At 53.2% G+C, this 20696-nt stretch carries 15 protein-coding genes; 4 read left to right on the top strand and 11 right to left on the bottom strand.

Annotated elements, in window-relative coordinates; all coding sequences use genetic code 11:
- Positions 1-8: 8 nt before the first annotated feature.
- Complete coding sequence (locus EPA93_RS05505) at positions 9-590, bottom strand: peroxiredoxin family protein (RefSeq protein ID WP_129886085.1); 582 nt, start codon at positions 588-590, stop codon at positions 9-11.
- A gap of 51 nt (positions 591-641) precedes the next feature.
- On the bottom strand, positions 642-1181 hold the full coding sequence (locus tag EPA93_RS05500; protein ID WP_129886084.1) for a MauE/DoxX family redox-associated membrane protein: 540 nt from the start codon (positions 1179-1181) through the stop codon (positions 642-644).
- A 209-nt stretch (positions 1182-1390) separates the two neighbouring features.
- Here EPA93_RS05500 and fxsT point away from each other — a divergent pair, with 209 nt between their 5' ends.
- Positions 1391-4264 carry an FxSxx-COOH system tetratricopeptide repeat protein gene (fxsT, locus tag EPA93_RS05495; RefSeq protein ID WP_242527562.1) on the top strand — a complete coding sequence of 958 codons (2874 nt, stop codon included), beginning with the start codon at positions 1391-1393 and terminating at the stop codon, positions 4262-4264.
- Between the two features lie 208 nt (positions 4265-4472).
- Here the strand turns inward: fxsT and EPA93_RS05490 are convergent, their stop codons facing one another.
- Both EPA93_RS05490 and EPA93_RS05485 read right to left on the bottom strand, forming a co-directional pair.
- Entirely contained in the window at positions 4473-5132 is a 660-nt protein-coding gene (locus tag EPA93_RS05490; RefSeq protein WP_165422894.1) for a bifunctional nuclease family protein, read from the bottom strand.
- Positions 5133-5300: 168 nt separating this feature from the next.
- Positions 5301-6086, bottom strand: coding sequence for a phosphorylase family protein (locus EPA93_RS05485; protein ID WP_129886081.1), 786 nt, complete (start codon positions 6084-6086; stop codon positions 5301-5303).
- A gap of 709 nt (positions 6087-6795) precedes the next feature.
- Between EPA93_RS05485 and EPA93_RS05480 the strand changes: the two genes are divergently transcribed.
- On the top strand, positions 6796-7872 hold the full coding sequence (locus tag EPA93_RS05480) for an FTR1 family iron permease (RefSeq protein WP_129886080.1): 1077 nt from the start codon (positions 6796-6798) through the stop codon (positions 7870-7872).
- A gap of 95 nt (positions 7873-7967) precedes the next feature.
- Here EPA93_RS05480 and EPA93_RS05475 read toward each other — a convergent pair whose 3' ends face one another.
- The 5 genes from EPA93_RS05475 to EPA93_RS05455 all read right to left on the bottom strand — a co-directional run bounded on the left by EPA93_RS05475 (position 7968) and on the right by EPA93_RS05455 (position 13538).
- Complete coding sequence (locus EPA93_RS05475) at positions 7968-9038, bottom strand: hypothetical protein (RefSeq protein ID WP_129886079.1); 1071 nt, start codon at positions 9036-9038, stop codon at positions 7968-7970.
- A 376-nt stretch (positions 9039-9414) separates the two neighbouring features.
- Positions 9415-10074 carry a response regulator gene (locus EPA93_RS05470; protein WP_129886078.1) on the bottom strand — a complete coding sequence of 220 codons (660 nt, stop codon included), beginning with the start codon at positions 10072-10074 and terminating at the stop codon, positions 9415-9417.
- Between the two features lie 33 nt (positions 10075-10107).
- Positions 10108-11526 carry a HAMP domain-containing sensor histidine kinase gene (locus EPA93_RS05465; protein ID WP_129886077.1) on the bottom strand — a complete coding sequence of 473 codons (1419 nt, stop codon included), beginning with the start codon at positions 11524-11526 and terminating at the stop codon, positions 10108-10110.
- Positions 11527-11824: 298 nt separating this feature from the next.
- Entirely contained in the window at positions 11825-12535 is a 711-nt protein-coding gene (locus tag EPA93_RS05460; protein ID WP_129886076.1) for an alpha/beta fold hydrolase, read from the bottom strand.
- 148 nt (positions 12536-12683) lie between these two features.
- Positions 12684-13538 carry a MerR family transcriptional regulator gene (locus tag EPA93_RS05455; RefSeq protein ID WP_165422893.1) on the bottom strand — a complete coding sequence of 285 codons (855 nt, stop codon included), beginning with the start codon at positions 13536-13538 and terminating at the stop codon, positions 12684-12686.
- 709 nt (positions 13539-14247) lie between these two features.
- Between EPA93_RS05455 and EPA93_RS05450 the strand changes: the two genes are divergently transcribed.
- Positions 14248-14580, top strand: a complete 333-nt coding sequence (locus EPA93_RS05450) for a hypothetical protein (protein WP_129886074.1) — start codon at positions 14248-14250, stop codon at positions 14578-14580.
- A 98-nt stretch (positions 14581-14678) separates the two neighbouring features.
- The gene (locus EPA93_RS05445) at positions 14679-15623 is read left to right on the top strand and encodes an LLM class F420-dependent oxidoreductase (RefSeq protein ID WP_129886073.1); all 945 of its coding nucleotides are present in this window, start codon (positions 14679-14681) and stop codon (positions 15621-15623) included.
- Between the two features lie 342 nt (positions 15624-15965).
- On the opposite strand, the gene EPA93_RS05440 is transcribed toward EPA93_RS05445, so the two are convergent.
- On the bottom strand, positions 15966-19208 hold the full coding sequence (locus EPA93_RS05440; RefSeq protein ID WP_129886072.1) for a S41 family peptidase: 3243 nt from the start codon (positions 19206-19208) through the stop codon (positions 15966-15968).
- Positions 19209-19481: 273 nt separating this feature from the next.
- Complete coding sequence (locus tag EPA93_RS05435; protein WP_129886071.1) at positions 19482-20495, bottom strand: serine hydrolase domain-containing protein; 1014 nt, start codon at positions 20493-20495, stop codon at positions 19482-19484.
- Between the last annotated feature and the right edge of the window lie 201 nt (positions 20496-20696).

Here is a 20696-nt window from a genome sequence, read left to right as displayed (position 1 = left end):
GCTCTAGACTATCTCCTTTCTACTAAAGATTCCTGGCGGCTCCAACCAGATGTTAGCTCCTGCCAGTGCGCATCATGCGGATCGGGATGACCTGCGCCCAGAACCACACCATGCTCGTCGAGCGAGCAATATGATGGAGTCATGGAGATGTTATAAAGTGTTAAGAATGAGTTCTCTGTCTTTGGTGCGATGAGTATTGGTAGCTCGATAGCCAGATCGCGAGCCATTTTTTCAGTTTCGTCGCGTGGGCCATTGCTCACGAGCACCAGTTCCGCTCCAGCCTCTTTAGCCTGAGCAGCCAATAGTTTCAATGAAGGAATGAGCTCATGGCATGGTTGGCAGCCTGGCCCCACGAAAACAAGAGCAGTGGGATGACCGGCATAGCTGTCAAGGCTCATCTGCTGGCCATCAAGAGTGTTCGCCGAAAAGTCTGGAGCCTGGGAGCCCACGGCAGGGCCAGTCTGCATATCCACCGATCGTCTTACCGGCTCGGCTGTATTAACGCGCCTGATAAGCGCCAGCGTCAGTAAGAGATTTACAAGGACAACCACCCAGAGCAGAATAGTGCTGGCCAGCAAGAAGCCTTCCATGCTAAAATACTCCTTTTTATGAATCGGCTGTGTATAAATGGGCAAAGAGTTTTAGATGTTTCTGGCCGGACGGAAAAGCTGTATCAGCTCCCCTAGCTGCGTCCAGAGCAGAACAAAGATTGCGGCCCCTAACGCAACGGGAAGCCATTCCACCCAATTGAGGGCCTGAAGCGCTTGCTTCAATAGGCTTTGGATGCCGCATCCACCAGCTGCACAGAGCAGCAAGCCGGCATTGCGATAGAGATCTACCGGCGAAATGACCTGGCTACTGGCTCCAAAACAGTTGCAGGGTACTTGCCGCTTCCTCAACAATCCCAGTGCGATGGCTCCGCTAAAAACGCAAAGCAATAGAGTGGCTAGCAAAAAGCCTGGCAGTAGCAAGAAGTTTCCAAAGATCATGCATACTACTATTGCTAGCTCGCAACAGAGAAAGAGCGTGGCGGCACCCTGGCTCAAGCGCGGCGAGATGAGCCGAAAATCGTTAATTGTCTGACGAAATTGTGTTCCAGCACGCAATTTGCCAATAAAAGAGGCGAGAAAGAGCAGGCCTATAGCAACGCGGCAAAAGGCGAAAATGTAAGATACTAGCATAAGCTCTACTTGCTCACTAAGCTGACAAAAATAGCGCCGATGATCAGAAGATAAATTGAGCTTATCTTTACGTAGTAATACTAAAGAGGCTTTTTTCTATCGATCATCGCTATTAGTATAAAATAGGCTATGCACCGAATAGGTGTGAATTTCGGTGCATAAGAAGCTATTTTCTCAGGATTAGATCGAAGGAGATCAATATCTTGGAAATGGGTAACAGAACTCCTGATTCCTTTGGAGCACTACTAAAAGAATTTCGTGTACGCAGACATCTTACTCAACAGCAGCTTGCTGATGTCATTGGCGTACATCGCAATGTTATTGGTAGATGGGAACAGGGGAATGTTCTTCCTGCAACCAAAAGTACGGTTCTTGAGCTAATCAAACATTTGCAACTGGATGGGCAGGAGGCCCGTTCTCTGCTGGAAGCCAGCCTCACAGGACTCTCTCCTTACTGGCTGGTTCCCTTTCATCGCAATCTCCGTTTCACAGGTCGAGAGGAGGTTTTAAAGGTGCTGCATATGCACCTCTTGCCTGAAAGAGCCTTGGCACTTACACAATCTTGCGCTTTATATGGGCTGGGAGGAATTGGCAAAACGCAGATTGCGCTCGAATATGCCTATCGCTATGCGCTGGAGTATACAGCTGTCTTCTGGATCTCTGCTGAGACGACTGAGAGTATCGTTGCGAGCTTCCTCTCTATCGCTGAGGTGCTTCACTTGCCCGAGCGCCGGGAGACTAACCAGCGGCAGATTGTCTCTGCGGTGCGTCGCTGGCTTACATCGCACGGCCAGTGGCTGTTGATCTGGGATAACATGGAAGAGCTGGAACTGCTTGAGCGCTTTTTACCGCCTACTCGTCATGGATGTGTGTTGATTACGGCGCGCCGCCAGGCCTTTGGAACACTGGCTCATGCGCTGGAACTCTCTGCGCTTGAGCAAGAGGAGGGTGTATTATTTTTACTACGGCGTACTAATCTGCTAGGATCTTGCGCGACGAACGAGGACGTTTGCCAGCTAGCTCAGCGTTTGCCAGCTGAATATGCTGCGGCCAGAGAGCTGGTACAGCTCATGGCCGGCTTGCCTCTGGCCCTTGATCAGGCCGGAGCTTATGTTGATGAATCTGGTTGTAGCATTGCAAGTTATTTGCTTCAGTACAGGTGCCAGTACCATCAACTGCTCGCCAGGCGAGGAACGCTGACGACAAATCATCCGCATTCGGTGGCGACCACGCTTTTGCTCTCCTGCCAGCAGGTGGAGCAGCATAACCCCGGCGCACTTGAATTGTTACGGCATTGTGCATTCTTGTTCCCTGACACTATTCCGGAAGAACTTTTTGTCGTAGGCGCTCCTTATCTGAGCCAGGAGATAGGTTCTGTTGCCTCCGATTCCTACCGCTTCGATCAAGCTCTTGCTGCTCTGCGCCTCTTTTCTCTTATTCGTAGGCACCCTGAGACGCAGACGCTCTCTATCCACCGACTTATACAAGTCATTCTGCTTGCCGAGATGAGCAAGCAGGAGAGAGCTGAGTATCAGAGGCGCGTGATAAGCATGCTCTACGAGCTCTTCCCCGAAGTGGAATATGGTTCTTTTCTCTGGGGCGCTTGCGAACGTCTCTTACCGCATGTGCTTGCGGCTGTAAGCATTGCCCCTGATGACGCGGGGAGGCAGAAGGTGGCCGGTATACTGCGCAAAGCTGCAAGCTATTTGCGCGAGTGTGCGCGCTACGAGCAGGCAGAGTCACTCTTTAAAAGAGCAATAGGGATATATGAGCAGGTAGCGGGTCCCGAGCATCCTGAGTTAGCCGCAGCTTTCAACGGTCTGGCCCATCTCTATTATGACCGAGCGCACTATAGGCAGGCAGAATCGTTGTTTAGAAGAGCAATAGGGATATATGAGCGGGTATCGGGTCCCGAGCATCTCGATCTTGCCTCTCCTCTCAGAGGCATGGCTCTCCTTTTCTACCGACAAGGGAAGTATAAGCATGCTGAGGAGCTATATCAACGAGCACTGAGAATCCAGATCGCGGCCCTGGGTCCGGAACATCAGCAGACGGCGTATCTTCTTGATAACATGGCCATACTCTATGTCGAGTTGGGAAAATATGAGAAGGCAGAGCCATTATTGCAGCGAGCGTTGCAGATCTGGGAGCAGGCATTGGGGCCTGAGCATTCGCAGATTTCGCGCCCGCTCAACAATCTCGCCGATCTCTATCTGGAGCAAGGGAGATATGAGAAGGCGGAGCCATTATTGCAGCAATCGTTACGAATCTTGGAGCTGACGTTGGGCTCTCAACATCCGCGTATTGCTTATGCGGTGCATAACCTGGCCGATATCTATCTAGAGCAAGGGAGGTATGAGAAGGCGGAGCTGTTCTATAAGCGCGCCTTACGCCTCTGGGAACGGGCATTTGGTGATGAACATCCCAATCGTGCCTATTCTCTACATGGTCTGGCTAGAATGCATCGGGCCAAGGGAGAATATGGGCAGGCGGAACGCTTATATAAACAAGCCATCGGCCTGCGTGCACGCCACCGAGGCCTAAAACATTATGAGACGGCCAAGAGTATGTACGGGTTGGCTGAACTGCATGTAGAAAAAGGGGAATATATGCGGGCCGAACGCCTGTACATACAGGCCGTGAAGATTTTTGAACATAGCCTGGGCCTGACACACCCTCAAGTTGTGAAGCTCAGAACTGCCTATAGCTGCTTGCTAGAAAAGCGGAAACGGGGAACCAATGAGCGGAACCTGCTGGTAAGGCTTTTTTACGCAAGGAATAGGTCTGATGGCGCTATTCGTACTCTAACTAGAGAGAAGCCAGCAACGCAAATTCTGGAGTCCGAAGCGCTCACGGCATTTTTAGTGGCCTGCTGCGACTTACATCCTCAAGCCTGGGCTCGTTCCGCCGATCTGTGGAGAACCTATCAACAATGGGTGCAGGAACATCAGGAGCGTTTTCCCCTCTCGCGCCAGGCTTTTACTAGCTATCTCAAGGCTCATGGTTGCCAGGCAGCGCGCACAAATTCTGCGCGCATCTGGCGCGGGATAGGCATTATTGACAGGCGGCGTGACATGGCGTGACGGGATGTGACAGCCAGGCGCTGTTATCACTGGCTTGCGGGTTCGGCTCCTTGACAAACTGGCAGAGCCGAACCGCCATTATCCCGCCGTATGATGCACAAATAGAGATAGTCAATCCGTCGTTATCCATACGCCGACTTCACCTCTGACCGCTCTGGCCAAGCAAGAAGGCCAGATAGTCTTTATGATCGCTGCTTCTGCCTCAGCGCTAAGAGCTCTGGCCAAGCAAGAAGGCCAGATACTCCTTTTTGCGCTGCTCCATATCCTCTTCGGGGAAGATAGGCCCCTTTCCGAGGAAGGAAGCTTTAAACTCTTTGACGAGGGCGTCGCGTAGCGGGGTCTTGCTAAAGCCCAGCCGGAGCTTTTGGCCTTCGGGTAAGGTGATTCCTTCCTGCTTAAGCAGATATCTGGCAAAGACCAGCTCAGGCGTCAGCCCATCGGTCAAAGGGATGCCCATTTGCGCGAATAGTTCATCTGAGACCAGGATCGGAGCCTCCATAAGCAGAGCCAGGCCTACGAGATCACCAGGGCGCATCTGCCTCGTCTGCTCTTGCTTTGTCCCACCGCTGCGAAAGCTGAGCCGACATTTGCAAAGATGGTAAAGAGGCGGAAGTATGGAGAAACTTTCAATATATGCCTCCTCTAGCCTGGTATTGAGCAATGTGAGCGTCTCAGCCAGCAGATTGAGCGTTCCTGGACGCGGCAGGGTAAGATGATTGAGGGCCGCAACGATAGGTAAGGCTTCATGACGCTCAATGCTGAACAGCAGAAGGCGCTTGCCCGCGTCATCGGTCAGGGAAACGCTGTACAGAAAGGGACTGCTAGCAATAAAATTTCTTCTGACACCTTCAACCTTGATGGGAATCATAGACATCCTCCCCTAACACTTGTTTTTTACTTCATACGTTATTTCGATCTCTGGAGGCATCGCAAAGCTGCTAAGTAGCTTGCCTGGCCTGCCGGGCAAAGGCTGGCCCAGATCTTCTGTATATTTCCCCAGCGTTTTTAAATAGTCAGATAGCCCTTCTCCATAAGCCTAAAGTTCGTCAATGAGCTCGGTTAGCAGGCGTGCTAAACGCTGCAGGGTATCCATAATATGCTCGGCGTGAATATTTCCCTCGTGAAGCGTGGGAGTTAAACGGTCCGAGACAACGCCAACCCAACTGCAGGCCAGACCTAGACGCCGAGCGATAGTCAACAAGGCTGAGGATTCCAGTTCTACGGAGATAATGCCCAGCGTGCGCAATTGGGCGACCAGGTGTTTATCTTCGCGATAGAGGGCATCGGTGCCGAAGGAGAGCCCGCTCACAAATTTTTCTCCTCGCTTCTCCAACTGCGCCCGAATGCGTGCGGTCAGGGCAAGGTCGGCAATGGCAGGATATTCCATAGGGGCATAGTAGCGCGAGACGCCATCGCCGCGCATAGCTCCTTCGAGCAAAAGAATATCGCCAATGTTCAGATGCTCCTGGGGCGTGCCGCCTAAGCCAAGGCCGATGACCGAGCGAATCCCGCAGGCGGCTAGCTGCTCTAATGAGTTGGCGATGCGTGGCCCTCCATAAGAGGGAAAATGTAGGGCAAACTTTTTCCCGGTCGGTGTATGGCAGACGCGCAAGGGAGTTGTGCTATAGGGCCAGAAATCGTTCTGCTCGACAGTATAGGTTTCGAGCAAGCGCTCAAAGAGGCTCGAACTGAAGGTGACAAGACAGGTTGTGCCCAGGTCGATTCCCTGCGGATCGATATGATGGTGCAAGAGATCTTCCTGTGCCGTGACATAACAATTCTCTTCGCGCCAGAGGTGAAAATTTGTAAAGATTGAATTCATAGAAGTAAATACCTCATTCAATAGAAGTTAGTATATAAAAACAAATATCTCATTCAATAGAGTAATATATTTTTGCTGGTAACCTGTCAAACAGAAATCGATAAGTGCGCCGCCTGCGGGCGGCCAGGAGGGGGAGCTGTGCCTCACCTCACTCTTGAGTAAACAGTAGTTATGCCTTCCCAATCTAGTGGGTACTCTTGCCCAATTCTCAACTGTTTGAGCCATAGGCGCTAACTTGAAGCTGTTCTGCTCAACATACAAAAAAAAGTAGTCAATTTCAATATCAGACCAGCTTATTCAGATACTATGTTATATTCATCCTATTTGTCAAGAATATGCTCATCTCCTTTTAAGATCCTTATGAAAGTCACTGGCTCCATGAAAGGCTACTTGCCCTACTTACCTGTTGTTTGCGCTAATACCAGGCTCTAAAACTAGAGCCTTAGTGGAGGTGAAACCGCCTGATTTCGCCTCAATGGACCCTGATATCTTATTGCTCACCTCTTGACAGTGGGCATTAGTGCATGCTAATATCCAAGTATATAAGTAAGATATTAGCGTGTGCTAATATCCATTTGTAAAGGCAGAGAAAGAGGTTTTACGCTTTCCCTCCATCAGGAACGAATAAAACCAACTTTCACTGTGAAGAAGAAATGGGAACAACTTTTTTATAGCTTTAGGTTTCAAGCCGGTAAAGGAAGCATATGAGATGGGAATAAGTAGCCTTACCCCAACACACAAGCGTTTCTATTTGTTTGGCACCATCGGCCTCATTTGTGCTGCCATCGTCCTTGCCGCCTTTTTGACCTGGCAGGGAGTTACAGCGGCTGGAGCGCCTGATCCAACTGTCCCTCATACCAGTCCCCTGGTTGCCGTCCTCGATATTGCCGCATTGGTATTCCGTGAAGGCATCGAATGTGTGGTGGTTTTGACAGCGGTTACCGCAAGCCTGAGAGGCGCCAATCGCTCTTACCGTGGCCCTATTGGTATGGGCGTGGTTGTCGGCATGGTGGCCACCCTGATTACCTGGTTTATTGCTGTCGGTATTCTCAGCGACCTGACAACTGTAGTTCCTGCTCTTTCCTTGCAGGCATGGACAGGCTTGTTGGCAGTGATAGTTCTGTTAGTAGTAATGAACTGGTTTTTCCACAAAGTCTACTGGACTGGCTGGATCTCCTTTCATAATCGTAAGAAAAAGGATCTCCTGGAACTGGCAAAGACTCCTGAGGGCTCAAAGCTGGCAGTGCTCTGGGGGCTGGGGCTCCTGGGATTCGCCTCTTTCTATCGTGAAGGCTTTGAGGTGGTCCTCTTCTTACAAAGTTATCGGCTGCAACTTGGCGGGACTGTTGTTTTATATGGCGCCCTGGTAGGTATTATTTTCTCGGGGATTCTTGCATTCCTCAGCTTTGTCGGCAATCACCGTGTCCCTTATAAAAGAATGCTGGTCCTGACCGGCGTTTTGTTGGCCATGGTCCTCTTTATTATGGTGGGAGAGCAGGTTTTTGAAATGGAACAGGCAGGATGGTTCAGCGCCATGCCGATTAGCTGGCTGAAGTGGATTCCTGACTGGGCTGGAGTCTGGCTTTCTATCTATCCTGATTTGCCGACGATCATCGCTCAAGTGATTGCCATGGCGCTGGTATTCGGTTCTTACTTTGTCTCACGCTACCAGGCTGTATTCTTGCCTAAGAAGCATGGAGCGGCTCCTTATCGTTGGCGAGAGGCGGCGCCGACAGTAGAGGTTGTGGGAACTTCCCTCGCGCAAGGAGACGCGCGTGAAGGCTAAATAATAGCCGGGTTCCCGAGGGAAAGAATGCTAAAAAGAGAGGAAACTCGCCACTATAGTTTGTAGCGTGCCTCCTCTCTTTTCAATTGCTAGCCTTACTCCTGGCCGCAATGCGTGCAGCGACCACGGCGGCGATAGTAGTAGGCCAGGGTAGCCAGACCCAATGCTATGCCCCAAAGTGGCCAGAATAGGCCTGGAACTACAGTTGAGGGATCTTGTGCTAATGCTTGAGCTGAGAAAACTCCGGTCCCGTTGATTGTGTGGCGAATTAGCCCTATTCCCGCTTCGATCACTATAATGGAGACCACAGTGGCCGGAATAATGGCCAGCAGGGGAGGAACGCGCTTGCCGGCCAGACCGATCATCCAGCGCGGAAAGACCTCGCCCCAGCGCTGTATCAGCCCTAAGGTCAGAAGCGCTCCACCCAGGCCAAGCGTGGCGATAGAAGCTCCACCCAGCCAGATGCCTGGATTCTCGCGCTCCATCGAGCTAAGAAATTCTGCACTCACTCCCAACGGGATACCTAGCGCAAAGGCCCAGCGTGTTGTACAGTATATAAGCGGCACGAATACTGCGACGGCAACGGCCCAGCGTCCCCATTTTAGAGCTTGTTCCGGTCTCGTCCATCCTATAGCAATATCGCTTCGGCGTCCACAGTAAAGGCAGGCCTGATGCGCCTCCCTCCCCGCGACTACTGCCGTGCCAATCCATAAGATGCCCCCAAGAATGCAGTAGAACTCATTGATAACAGTCCAATTGAACATCTCAAAATGCAACAAAAATGAATGAGCTACACACGCTAAGAGCCGATCGTCAGGTATTACAAGGAGCAGGAGCAGCGCGCAGACCCAGGCAAAAGCCCTTCCTGCGCCTCTCACTATCCCACGCCCCCATCCGCTTGCTAAGCACAGAGCTACGACAGTACACAGACAACCCAGTGCAGCGATTAGTGGTGCGCCGACTTCTACAGGCAGGCCACGAAAGATCGAATACTCAGGATTTGGATCGCCAGCCCCGAATGGAAAGCCTTTGCTCCCCAAAGTCCAGAAGAGGCCAAGTAGAGCATAGAGGAGCGACCAGACCATCGTAGCGTAAGCGATCCAGTCTGGCCAGCGCGTCAGCCAGCCATGCGAGTAGGTTGCCTGCTCATCAGCAATTTTTAACATGATCTCGTTCCCTTAATATAGAATTACCAGCTAAAATTATTTTTGGCTCCCAGGCATGCAGCGGTGATAGTAGTAGGGCAGCCATGTGAGTGGGCCGCCTGCTCATCAGCAATTTTCTCCATAATACTGCTTCCTTGATTTGCTGCTTCGGCTAGATGCATGTCACTGAAGGACAACATGTCATCCTGCCGTCATACTTTTCTTCAAGAAGTGCCCTGCTCGGGCTACGTGTTGCTTGGCTTGGCCTGTGTGGGAGGTCTTCCCAGGAGCGCAAGCCAGATTGTTCTTGCTGAGAAAAGCATACAGCGGAGAGCGGATTTTGTGATGAGTCAAGAGTCCCGTTAAGCGTGCTTCATTTGAAGTACTGCATGGAGTATCAATCGCGGTTGACGAGTCCCTGCTGCCAGGCAAAAATAGCTGCCTGCGTGCGATCCATCAGGTGAAGCTTACTCAAAATATTGCTTAGATGCCCCTTAACTGTCTTCTCGCTGATGGAGAGCTGTGTGGCAATCTCGGCATTGATCCGGCCACTGGCGATCAAGCGCAGCACTTCTAGCTCGCGCTCGCTCAGCTCGATAAAGGGATTTGGGGTAGCCTGCCGATTGCCACGCAGTTCCTCAACGACGCGCGCGGCTACACGAGGATGGAGCACGGATTCGCCCCTGACCGCTTTGCGCACCACCTCTACTAATTCGTCGGGAGGAATATCTTTCAGCACATAGGAGAGCGCACCCGCGCGCAGAGCCGGGAAAATATGCGCATCATCATGGAAAGATGTGAGCACAATCATTTGTGAATGCGGGCTCACCTGCTTCAAGCGGCGTATAGCCTCAACGCCATCCATGCCTGGCATCATCAGATCCATAAGAATGACATCGGGCACTAGCTCGGTTGCCATCTGGAGCGCGGCAGCTCCCGATTCGGCCTCACCGACCACGCTACAATCCTCCTGAACATCTAAAAACGCGCGAATGCCCTCGCGCACAATGGCATGATCATCCACAATAAGTATGGTGATAACTTCTGTATCTTGCATGTAATATCTTCTCCTCAAAGAGAGAAACCGGCTTTAAGCCTCTCTCTGCGTTTGTTGGCACTGAACAGTAATCGTTGTGCCCGCGTTTTTCGTGCTTTCAACCTCAAAATGAGCGCCAAGAGCCTGCGCTCGTTCGCGCATGGAGGAGAGCCCGAAGCCCTGACGAGCGCGCTCGCTGAGCACAAAACCGCGCCCGTTATCGCTAATAGTCAAGCTTATCATCTCTTTGCAGCTTAAGTGCACGGTGGCAGCGGTAGCCTGACTATGCCGAGCCACGTTGGCCAGACCCTCCTGAGCAATGCGGAAAAAGGCGTTCTCGATCGCCAGCGGCACTTCTTGCGCGCCCTCAAGCCTTAGCTCAACAGCAATACCCGTTTGCTCCTGCCAGGAATGGGTAAAGTCGCGTAGCGCCTCGGCGAGACTTCTTCCCTCTAGCGCGACGGGGCGCAGTTCACGAATCAAGGTTGTCAGCTCACTCTGAGCCTGGCGGATCAGCCCTTCAGCCTTGAGCAGGTGGGTTTGGGCCGCCTGCTCGTTGCGCCCCATGAAGGCCCGCGTGGTGCTTATATGCAGAGAGACCGCGAATACTTGCTGTTTAACGCTATCGTGGAGCTCGCGCGCCAGGCGATTGCGCTCCTCTAGCGTTGCCAGGTCCTGGCGCGTGCTGAGCAGCTCCTGAAGTTGGTGCGCCATCAGATTAAGGCGGTGAGCCAGTTGTCCCAATTCGTCGCGCGAGTCGTCGCTCACAAAGATAGAGAAGTTGCCCCGGCTCCAGCCTTCAACCGCTACGGCAATGTGCTGCAAGCGTCGGACCAGGCCGCGGGCCGTGACAAAGCCAAAAGCCAGCCCGACACTTCCGGCGCCAAGAAAGAAGATAAGCGCGCTTGCCCCAAAGAATACAAGTAGATCGGGGAAGCCGTTAGAACGGGCGGATTGCACGCGGGCCAACAGTACCTCATGCTGTATTCCTGACTCCCCGAACGGAGCAACTGCATACGCGCTATCCGCTACAAAAGAGACGCGCGCTTGAGAAGAGGGAGCTGGTTGAGCAGAACGCGCTTGCCGGATATCCTGTTGAACGCTACCTGGTAGCCCGGCATTAGTGCTGGGAGCAGCATTTCCAGCCATCCTTATCACCTGCCCATCAGGGCTAATGACCGCAAGATATCCCTGAATATCAATTGCATTATCCTTGAGCAAATCCCACAGCGCTTGAAACTGCTGCTGGCGGGTAGCGCCAGCAGCGGGAGCGGTAAGACTTGCCGCCTGAACGAGCCTCTGGGCCTGCCCGCTGAGTAGCGTTTTACGTTGAGCCTCAGTGGCAGTAGTGCCGATGAGAATAACCAGCAGCTCAAGGACAAGTAGGACGATAAGACTTGTTAGCAGATATGAGATAGTTAGTTTCCAGCGCAGGCGGTGGAAATGCCAGGGTAAAGGGATTGCGGAATTCACAGCGATTGCTTCTCCAGTAGTTCAAACAGGCGTATATTAGTTGCCTTGCTCCGGCGCAACGCGGCAAGCAATAGCGTATATATCAGGAGTACTTGTGTTATCAGCATATCAGCCGGGCCCGGCTCAGGCAAGGGCCCAAGCCGCGGCATGGCACGTTTCTAAGCTGGCTTTGTGCTTACCTCGGTGGAGTGCTAGACATAGTGCATTCCGTCAGTATAATAATGCAAAAATCCTGAGCTGTCACGCGCCTGGGGTCCTGTTTTGGATAGGACAGTTAATGCGCTCTGCCTTAGCAAGATCATGCTTGTGTATCAATCTGCTTGATCAACTCTACAAGCGCTGTGGAGACGGAGACAGGATCAACCAGCATGTGAAAATGTTGAGCCTCTAGCCTCCGGCAAGGCCAGCCGGCGCTGTGGGCCTGTTCGAAATAGGGCAGGTAGCTCTGGGTAAATAGAAGATAGGCGCAGGGAGCGTCGGGCCAACCAGGCACACTCGGCATAACTTCGGCAAAATAATCAAAAGAGCGGGGTTGCATTTCAGCGAGCAGCAGCCGGCGTGTGTTTTCATCGGGCACGATTTCGCCCATCTCCTCAAACTTCCAGTCGGGAAAACTTGCGCCCTGCGTGAGGAGCTGGCGCAACTGCTGAGCGATAGCTGGAGCCTTGTTCTGCAGTTCATCCAGCTGGCTCTGATCCGGGTGAGGCAGACCGGCATCGGCGAAGATGTAAGCTTTGATGGGATGATGCGTAGCTTGAGCCAGGACTGGCAAGAAGTAGCCCGCACCGCTATGCCCGATCAGAATCAGAGGACGTTCCTGAGGGATAGGCGCGAGCGCTTGTTGCAGCGATGCCGCGTATTGCTGCCAGTAGGCGGGAGGCGTTATTCCACTATCAGTAAGCGTTGGTACAAGCACAGAGAAGCCGGCGTTTTGTAGGTGCTCGGCGACTAGAGACCAGCTAAAGGGGCCAACCAGGGGACTATGAACCAGAACTATTAAAGCATCCATATGCTACCTCCATCGTTATTCGTGGCTGCTTCCATCTACCATAGCAGATTTTGTGGGTGGTAGGGAAGGGAAAAACAATGCTTTGAGCATAGGTGAGGAGAAAGCCAGGATAAGCTGTATTTCTCCTCGACACATCTTTTGGAAGCGTTCAGGACTCGTGAGGACTGCTAGCTTGCTTAGCAACGGGAAATTGGAGCTCGATAATCTGCTGTTCCGGGCTCAGATCTTTTTCCCAACGGTGATATACCTGGCGAGGTGGGCCAACCAGCTGGTAGCTATTGTCTTTGAGCCAGCTATATAAAGCTATGTAGGCCTGCCCGATAAAAAGGTTGGCCCCGGTATGAACCGTGCAGGCCAGCAATTGTTCTTGCAACGTATGCACTCTGATCTGCGCGTTGCCGGGCAGCTCAGTGGATAGAGGAATGGCGGTTTCGGCGTCGATATAGAGTCCACCCTCGCCCTGCTCAGATCTTGCGTACAACAGAAGCAAGGCCGGGCGACCGGGCTGTACGTGGTGCTGTGCCAGGTAAGTAGCAATTTTGTGATAGTTCTGTTTGAAGCCATCCTGTAAGGGCATGAATTCGCGCAGGCTGGCCACGCGTATGCTTTCGGCCTGTTTCAATAAAATCTCGTAGGCTGGCATTTTTCCCTCCTCTTCGATATAGCGTAGCCTGGCTGCGATGCGAGACAGGCGTGCTTGCTCAACATCAATCATATGCTGTGTCTGGGCCTGCTTAAGCATGAACATGCCGTGCAATTGCTCAAGGGAGAGATCTTCCTCGATGAGCACGGCTATCTGCTCCAGAGGAAAGCCCAGCTCTTTGAGCGCCAGGATGCGGTTCAGGCGCGGCAGCTGTTCGAGCGAGTAGTAGCGATAGCCGGTATCTGGATCAAGCACGGCCGGCTTGAGCAGATCCCACTGATCGTAGTAACGAAGCGTCGCGACTGATATCTGATTGATGCGGGCGAATTCGCCAATTTTGAGTATAGTGTCTTCTTTCATTAGCCTCCAACGTAGAGAAGCTCTACAGGGAGAGCATACACCCTCATGTAAGGAGAGAGTCAAGGGAAAAGCCGTCATTTAGCACAGGAATCAGGCATGAATCGGCAGTTCTGCCTCAATACTTGATTCCGTGGAAAGGTCAAGAGACAGCATAAAATTGCTGTGAAAATGAATATAGCCTTTATTACCTATGATTTTGTCTTATCGAATTTCATCTGTTATACTATACATGCATACGCAAGATCCAGGTCACTCTGAAAGCTGACCGGCTATCTTGCTCCTGGTTCGCCTCTGCCCTGGATTCCGGCCAAAGCAGAGGTGAGCCAGGTTGAATTTATAACTTTGTGGCTACTATATATAGCGAAGTATATAGCTTTTTAGCCACTTCTCTATATTATAGCCACTTGCTCTTCTGCGCTTGACGTCAAAGGATGTCCTTAGCTCCAGCGAAGGCGGTTTGCACGAACGGCAGGTGTACAATTGCCTTCTTTTTTGTGTGGCCGAGCTCCTGGAATCGTTAAGATAGGTTTCGTGAGGGCGACAAACTCTTTTGTAGCACTTTCGTTACATTTCTGTCATTGTTCCTCATCACTTGCTTCTTATGCTGTGAACAGTTTAGTTCGCGGCTTTTTTTACGTTCGCCTGGTTCGTGAAACTTTTGTGCTCTTTGCAATGAGACAAAGAAAAAGTGATAGAGGCAAGAGATTATATGATGAATGCGCTTTCTTCTGCACAGCAAAATCCGCAGGATAACCATTCCCTGGCCCAATCAACGCGCTTTTCACCTCTGGTAACTATGGTAGCCTGGATAGCGATCTTGCTCGGTAGTGCGGCTTCGCGTGTGTTGTGGGTCGAAGGGCTAGGCTACAGGGCTTCTCCTCATGCTCGCCGCGACCTGGCCTATGCGCGTCGTCACCGGCAGGATCAGGAGCGACGACTCAGTATGTGTTGCCACGACGCATTTGCTCGGTGCGCTATTACAAGCTCTTTGGCAATGCCATCGGAAATGGCAAGTGACCCGCTAAGAAAAAGCATTGACTGAGAGCGCGCTCTCAGGTGGAAATGATGATCTGAGGAGCTCACACTCAGCGAAATTGGTTCTTACAAGCAAGAACGATAGCGATAAGGAAAAGGGAAAAGATGGCTATACAACACCTGTTTCGTTTTGGCGTCGTTGTAACAACTGGCGCACCCTCACGTGAGCAATGGATCAGCAAGGCTCGAAACATTGAGAATCTCGGCTATGCCACCTTGCTGGTGGCCGATCACTTCTCCCATGCATTCTCGCCCCTGGTAGCACTGCAAGCCGCCGCTGACGCAACGACAAAACTCCGCGTGGGAAGTTTCGTCTTTGATAATGACTTCCGGCATCCCGCCGTCCTGGCAAAAGAGGTGGCAACGCTTGATGTCTTGACAGATGGTCGCTTCGATCTTGGTCTCGGCGGCGGCTGGAACCAGGAAGAATATCAGCAAATCGGTCTGCCCTTCGAGGCTGCAGGCGTGCGCCTGAGCCGCCTTGAAGAGTCCATTCGCATCATCAAAGGGCTTTTCGCTGATGAGCCAGCCACATTTACTGGCAAGCATTACACCATCCACAACCTCGATGGCCTTCCTAAGCCGGTCCAGCGCCCTCATCCACCGCTATTCATCGGTGGGGGCGGCAAGCGGCTGCTCACTCTTGCCGCGCGTGAGGCTGAGATAATTGGCATCCATTATAAAGTGAATCAGGATGGAACCATCGACCAGGAAGAATACACCAGCGCGGGACTTGCCCGTAAGGTAGCATGGATTCGCGAAACGGCGGGAGAGCGTTTTAACCAGTTAGAGTTCAATCTGCTGATTGCGCATGTCGAGATCACCGAGAACCGCCAGCAAGCAATTGAGCGCTTTCTCCAGGAGAAGCGCTGGCAGAACCTGACCATCGAGCAGGTCATCGATATGCCTTACGTCTTAATCGGGACAGAAGAGCAGATCATTGAAGAGCTGCTCATGCAGCGTGAGCAGTCTCATATCTCCTATTTCACGGTGTTCGATAAGCATTACGAGACATTTGCGCCTATAGTCGAACGCTTGGCTGGCAGGTAAGAACACTCTCGCAGATAATCAGGACCTTTACGATCTAGTGGGTCACATGTTATTTCCATCGCAAATGGCAAGTGACCCACTAGTGGCTTGGTGGGAGCTGTAACGGTAGCCTTGGCAGTCTATATCCTGGCCAGAAGTATGCTTGATACGCGTGGCATTGCCTGGGCCTGGATTATCCATACTATCGCTGACATTATTGTAGCCATTCTTCTAAGCCTGTTGTGAACTTTTGCTGAGAAAACAGGCGTGAAAAGAGTTCACAACAGGCTCTAGCAAGCTCAATGCTTGTTGCTCTGTGTCACAGAAACAACTGACAAGGAGCGTCTTGTTCCTTTATCGCCGCTACTTCTTGGGGTAGCCGCGATAGGGATGCTGTTCTGGCGTCGGTGTCGCGGCAGGATATTCCTCAATCAGACGCAGCGCCTCAGCAATGCCGCGCTCAAGCTGTGGGTCAAAGCCACGCGCGTAATCCTGTGGTGTGTAGTCTACGTCAATCGTTGGGTCGGTGCCATAATTCTCGACGCCCCAGCCCACATCCTTGAACCAAAAACTAAACTCTGGCTGGGTAGTGATGGTCCCATCGGCCAGCGGCATATATGGCGAGATGCCAATGACGCCACCCCAGGTACGCTTGCCGATTAGCGGCCCCAGTCCCATCAATTTGAAGGTATGGGAGAAGATGTCGCCATCGGAGCCAGCGTTCTCGTTGGTGATTGCCACAAGCTTGCCGCGCGGAGAATTGTAGATATACGGATCGGGTGTCGACCAGCGCTGGAACGCGTATCCTAGCCGGGGTCGCGCCAGTTTCTCCAGCACCAGACCTGACACTGCGCCGCCACCGTTCCAGCGTACATCAACGATCAGCCCCTCGTGGTCATACTCGGCCAGGTAATAGCGGTGGAACTCTGCGTAGCCATCCGCCCACATATCAGGGATATGCACGTAGCCAACGCGCCCATGCGTTTTTTCATGCACCAGGCGGCGGTTAGCCTCTACCCAATCACGGTAGCGCGCGCCGAATTCAGAGGCCAGAGCCCGCACTGTCACGCTGCGCGCCGGACCATTGGTAGGCTGAAGGAGGATCTGCACCTCTGTCTCCGCCTGGTTTACCAGGGGCTGTTGCGGTCCCTGTTCCGCTGTGAGATGCTGCCCGTTGATCGCCAGCACTGCGTCGCCTACTTTCGCATCTACTCCTGGTGCCAGCAGCGGCGAAGTCTCTTTAGCATTCCAGGGATCGCCGCGCACGATATGAGCGATACGATAGACGCCCTCGTCTGCATCGAAGCGCCAGTCCACGCCAAGAAAACCCTGATGATACTCGGGGTGGGAACGATACTCGCCCCCAAACTCGTAGGCATGCGACGAGCCAAGTTCGCCCTGCATCTCCCAGAGGAGATCCGAGAGCTCTCCCCGCGAGGTAAGCCGTTCCACCAGCGGTGAATAGCGGGCATAGACGCCTTGCCAATCCACGCCGGCCAGATCAGCCACCCAGAACTGTTCGCGTTGTAAGCGCCAGGCCTCGCCAAACATCTGGCGCCACTCGGCCCCTGGCCGGATCGAAACTTTGAGGCGCTCAAGATCAAGCCAGCCTGATTCTCGCCCAGGCTTGTCAGCAGCAGAGGAGGAGGAACCTTCTGGCGGCTTCTCACCGGCCTTGAGGACGCGTAGCCGATCATGGGAGTAACAGAGCACCATCGTGCCATCGGCGTTTCCTCTGATATCGCCGATCTCATCGGCAATATGCTCCTGCTTGCGCTTCTCGAAATCGTACCATTCCAGACTGCCGTTCGATTTCGGTTTGTAGCCGAGCATTTCATCAGTACGTATACCCTCGATTGGTAGCGAAGTAAAGAATGCGCCGTTGCGCGCGCCGATAACCCGTCCGTAGCGACCCTCTGGAACAGGGAAGGCCACGATGCGATCAGTGATGCCATCCAGGTCAATCTCCACGCGCTCGGGCTCTGATGGATTGCCTCCTGCTTTCTCTGCCTTCTTCACCTCATCCTCTGAGGTAAGCAGCGACGATTCTGGCTGAAACGGTGAGCGCAGGTTCTTGCGCAGCGTAATCAGGTAGGGACGCACGCCCTTGGGGAAGCTAAATTCAAAGTGCATAGCATCGGGCACCGGATCAAAGTCGCGCGCGCTCAAAAAGTAGAGGTAGCGCCCGGCAGGATCGAAGGCCGGTTTGGTATCGCGCCGAACTGCATCCGTCACCTGATAGGTCTCGCCACTCTCAAGACGACACAGCTTGATGATGCTCTGCTGCGCTTGGATAGCCTGCTCATAGGCGACCCAGCGCCCATCGGGGGACCAGGCAATGCCATGCACAAGCTCGCCATCTTCAAGGCGGCCATAGTCGCTGCGATCAAGCACGCGCAGGGTTTCCGCTGCCAGGTCCACCAGCAGCACTTCGTTGCGGTGGTTTACCAACAGCACTAGATCGCCCACCGGCGCGGCCCGCAGCGCGGTCACATGGCCGATATCGAGCTGGCCCAACGTGCGATCAGGTGTTGAGCCATCGGCACGAAAGACAATCAGGCGCGGCTCATCGCCAGCATCGCTGACAGCGACAAGGCGCTTGCCATCGGCCAACCAGTCTATCAGGCGATAGCGCGGGCCATCTTTCTGCCCATGCTGAACTCCTGCTCCTTCCCAATTGCTCAAGCTGAAGGCTTTGCCGCGCGTGGTGAGGGCTACTGCCTGACCCTTGGGATGCAGCGCATAGGAGTCCATGAATTTGCCAGCAGAGACAAACTGGCGCGCTCGCTGCGCTTGCGATCCCGCTAGATCAACTTTCAGCCGCGTCTCCTGGTTGCTGGCTGGATCGAGCACAAACAGATCACCACCCGCGTGATAGACACAGCGATGCCCATCGGTAGCGAGATTACGCGCATAGAACGTTTCCTGGCTGCTATGGCGCCGCAGATCCTCGCCGCTGGGCAGGCAGGAATAGACGTTACTTATGCCCTCGTGATCAGAAAGGAAAAAGATACGATTCCCCACCCAGCAAGGGGTAGCGATATTGCTGTTGAGATCGAGCAGCCGCTTAAACTCGCCTGTTCCCTGCGCATCGATCCACAGATAGCCCACAGTCCCACCGCGATAGCGCTTCCAGAAGGCTGGCTCGCGCATATTGCGGCCCAGCACAACGGCACCATTGGGGCCAAAGGCTATGGCGTTGGCGATGCCATAGGGTAGCCGAACTGGCTCGCCGCCCTGAGGCGAGATGCCAGAGAGCATACGCCAGCGGAGCGAGGGCAATCCGTCCGAACTGGCGTAGAGGATCTGTGCTCCGTCAGGCTGCCAGCCAACCACTTCAGCGTGCCCGGCATGATAGGTCAGGCGGCGCGACGGCCCGCCATCGGCGGGCATCACATAGACTTCATCGGGGCCTTCGTCATTGCCGGTAAAGGCAATCTGCTGGCCATCCGGCGAAAAATGTGCCCTGGTGGCCGCTGCCACGCCGGCGGTCAATCGTTCGGCGCGCCCGCCGTTGATAGAGACACGCCAGAGGTCATCCTCTGCGGTAAAGACGAGCTGATCGCGATATATGGTTGGAAAGCGAAGATAGCCAGTGGTTCCCATGAGTCCTCCTTCAGAAACATACCCCAGCCGTAAAAATGAGGCTGAACGAGAGAATATGCGTTATTGTAACAAAAATCTGGGTAGTTCGACAAACAACAACTGTGATTGCCAAACGTTTTAGCCGCCTCGGACACAATATGGCTCAAAACAAAGCTGGCTATGATAAGGAATCCTTCACTTTCGGTGATGTCCGATCGCTTTCTGAAGTGACTTCAAACTGGCGGCTGACCTTTGCGGGAAGAGGAGTTCCTCGGCACAAGCTCGTTCTTGCCATCATTGACGTGCTATCCATGCAAACAAAGGGTATCGTCCACCAAGGCTTGTCTGAAGAAGAGGCTCCCATAAAGCCGCCCCACCATCACCGTTCGTCATGATCACCATACCTATCTGTATTTGGGGGTAGGCGAGCGTAAAATTTTTGAACCCTGGGTTATCTCCTGAATGCCAGCATGCCCATCCATCTTTTGTGTTTTGAAGTCCCCAGCCCAATCCCCATGCTACCTCAGCCTCTAGCTGGACTTGTGGGCGAAGCATCTCTTCTCTCCAAGCCAGGGACAGCGTGCCTGGGGCGGCGCTGGGCTCAAGCAGCGCACATAGAAAACGAGCGTAATCTGATGGCGTTGTTTGCAAGCTTGCCGCCGCATGAGGCAAATCCATCGTAAAGGAGGGTAATGGTTTCCCCAGATGATCATGCCCGGTAGCGCTCTCAGCATCCTCACCACTCCCCCACAGATAGCTACTGTGCGACATCCCGAGCCGAGCGAAGACGCTCTGTTGCATAAAGGTCTCCAGAGGTTGGCCTGTCACGCATTCTACTGCTTGCTGGAGATAGCCAAACCCTTCGCCAGAGTAGCCAAAATGTTCTCCTGGGGCTCGAAGACGCACTAACGGCTGCCCATCCTCACGCCAGTTGGGCCAACCAGTCAGATGCGAGAGCACCATGCGCACCGTAATGCGCTCCAGCAGAGGGTCATTAGGAACAAAAGCAGTCGGAAGATAGCATGTCACAGGACGATCAAGCTCGATGCTTCCTCGTTGCACCAGCGAGAGCACAGCATAGGCGAACAATGGTTTGCTCAAGGAAGCCGCCTGAAAAATGGTGTGGATCGTCACAGGCTCTTCCGTCTCGGCCTGTTTGACACCCCATGCACCACTCCAGACAATCTGTGCATCGCGGATCAAAGAGAGACTCAGACCTGGAACATGTGCGTCTTTCATGAGAGAGGGAACGGCGGCTTTCAGATGTTCAATGATAACGGCGGTTGGGAGATGGTTGCGAAGGGTCATGGTTCTCCTCCTTATTCAGTCTCACGGGGATCAATCAGGCACACTGGAACAAACGCTGGCGAAGCAGAGGACATCGCCCCGTCCATCCACCATCCTTTTGATGAGTTTGAGGCGATGCACCTTCCACGACGCCATTCTTGTACGGCAGCGTGAGTCCCGCTTGCGCGGCTGCTTGGTCTCGTTCGATTTCTTACGTTTGAG

This window comes from Ktedonosporobacter rubrisoli (genome assembly GCF_004208415.1).
Classification (GTDB): domain Bacteria; phylum Chloroflexota; class Ktedonobacteria; order Ktedonobacterales; family Ktedonobacteraceae; genus Ktedonosporobacter; species Ktedonosporobacter rubrisoli.
This window is presented reverse-complemented; position numbering and strand designations above follow the sequence as displayed.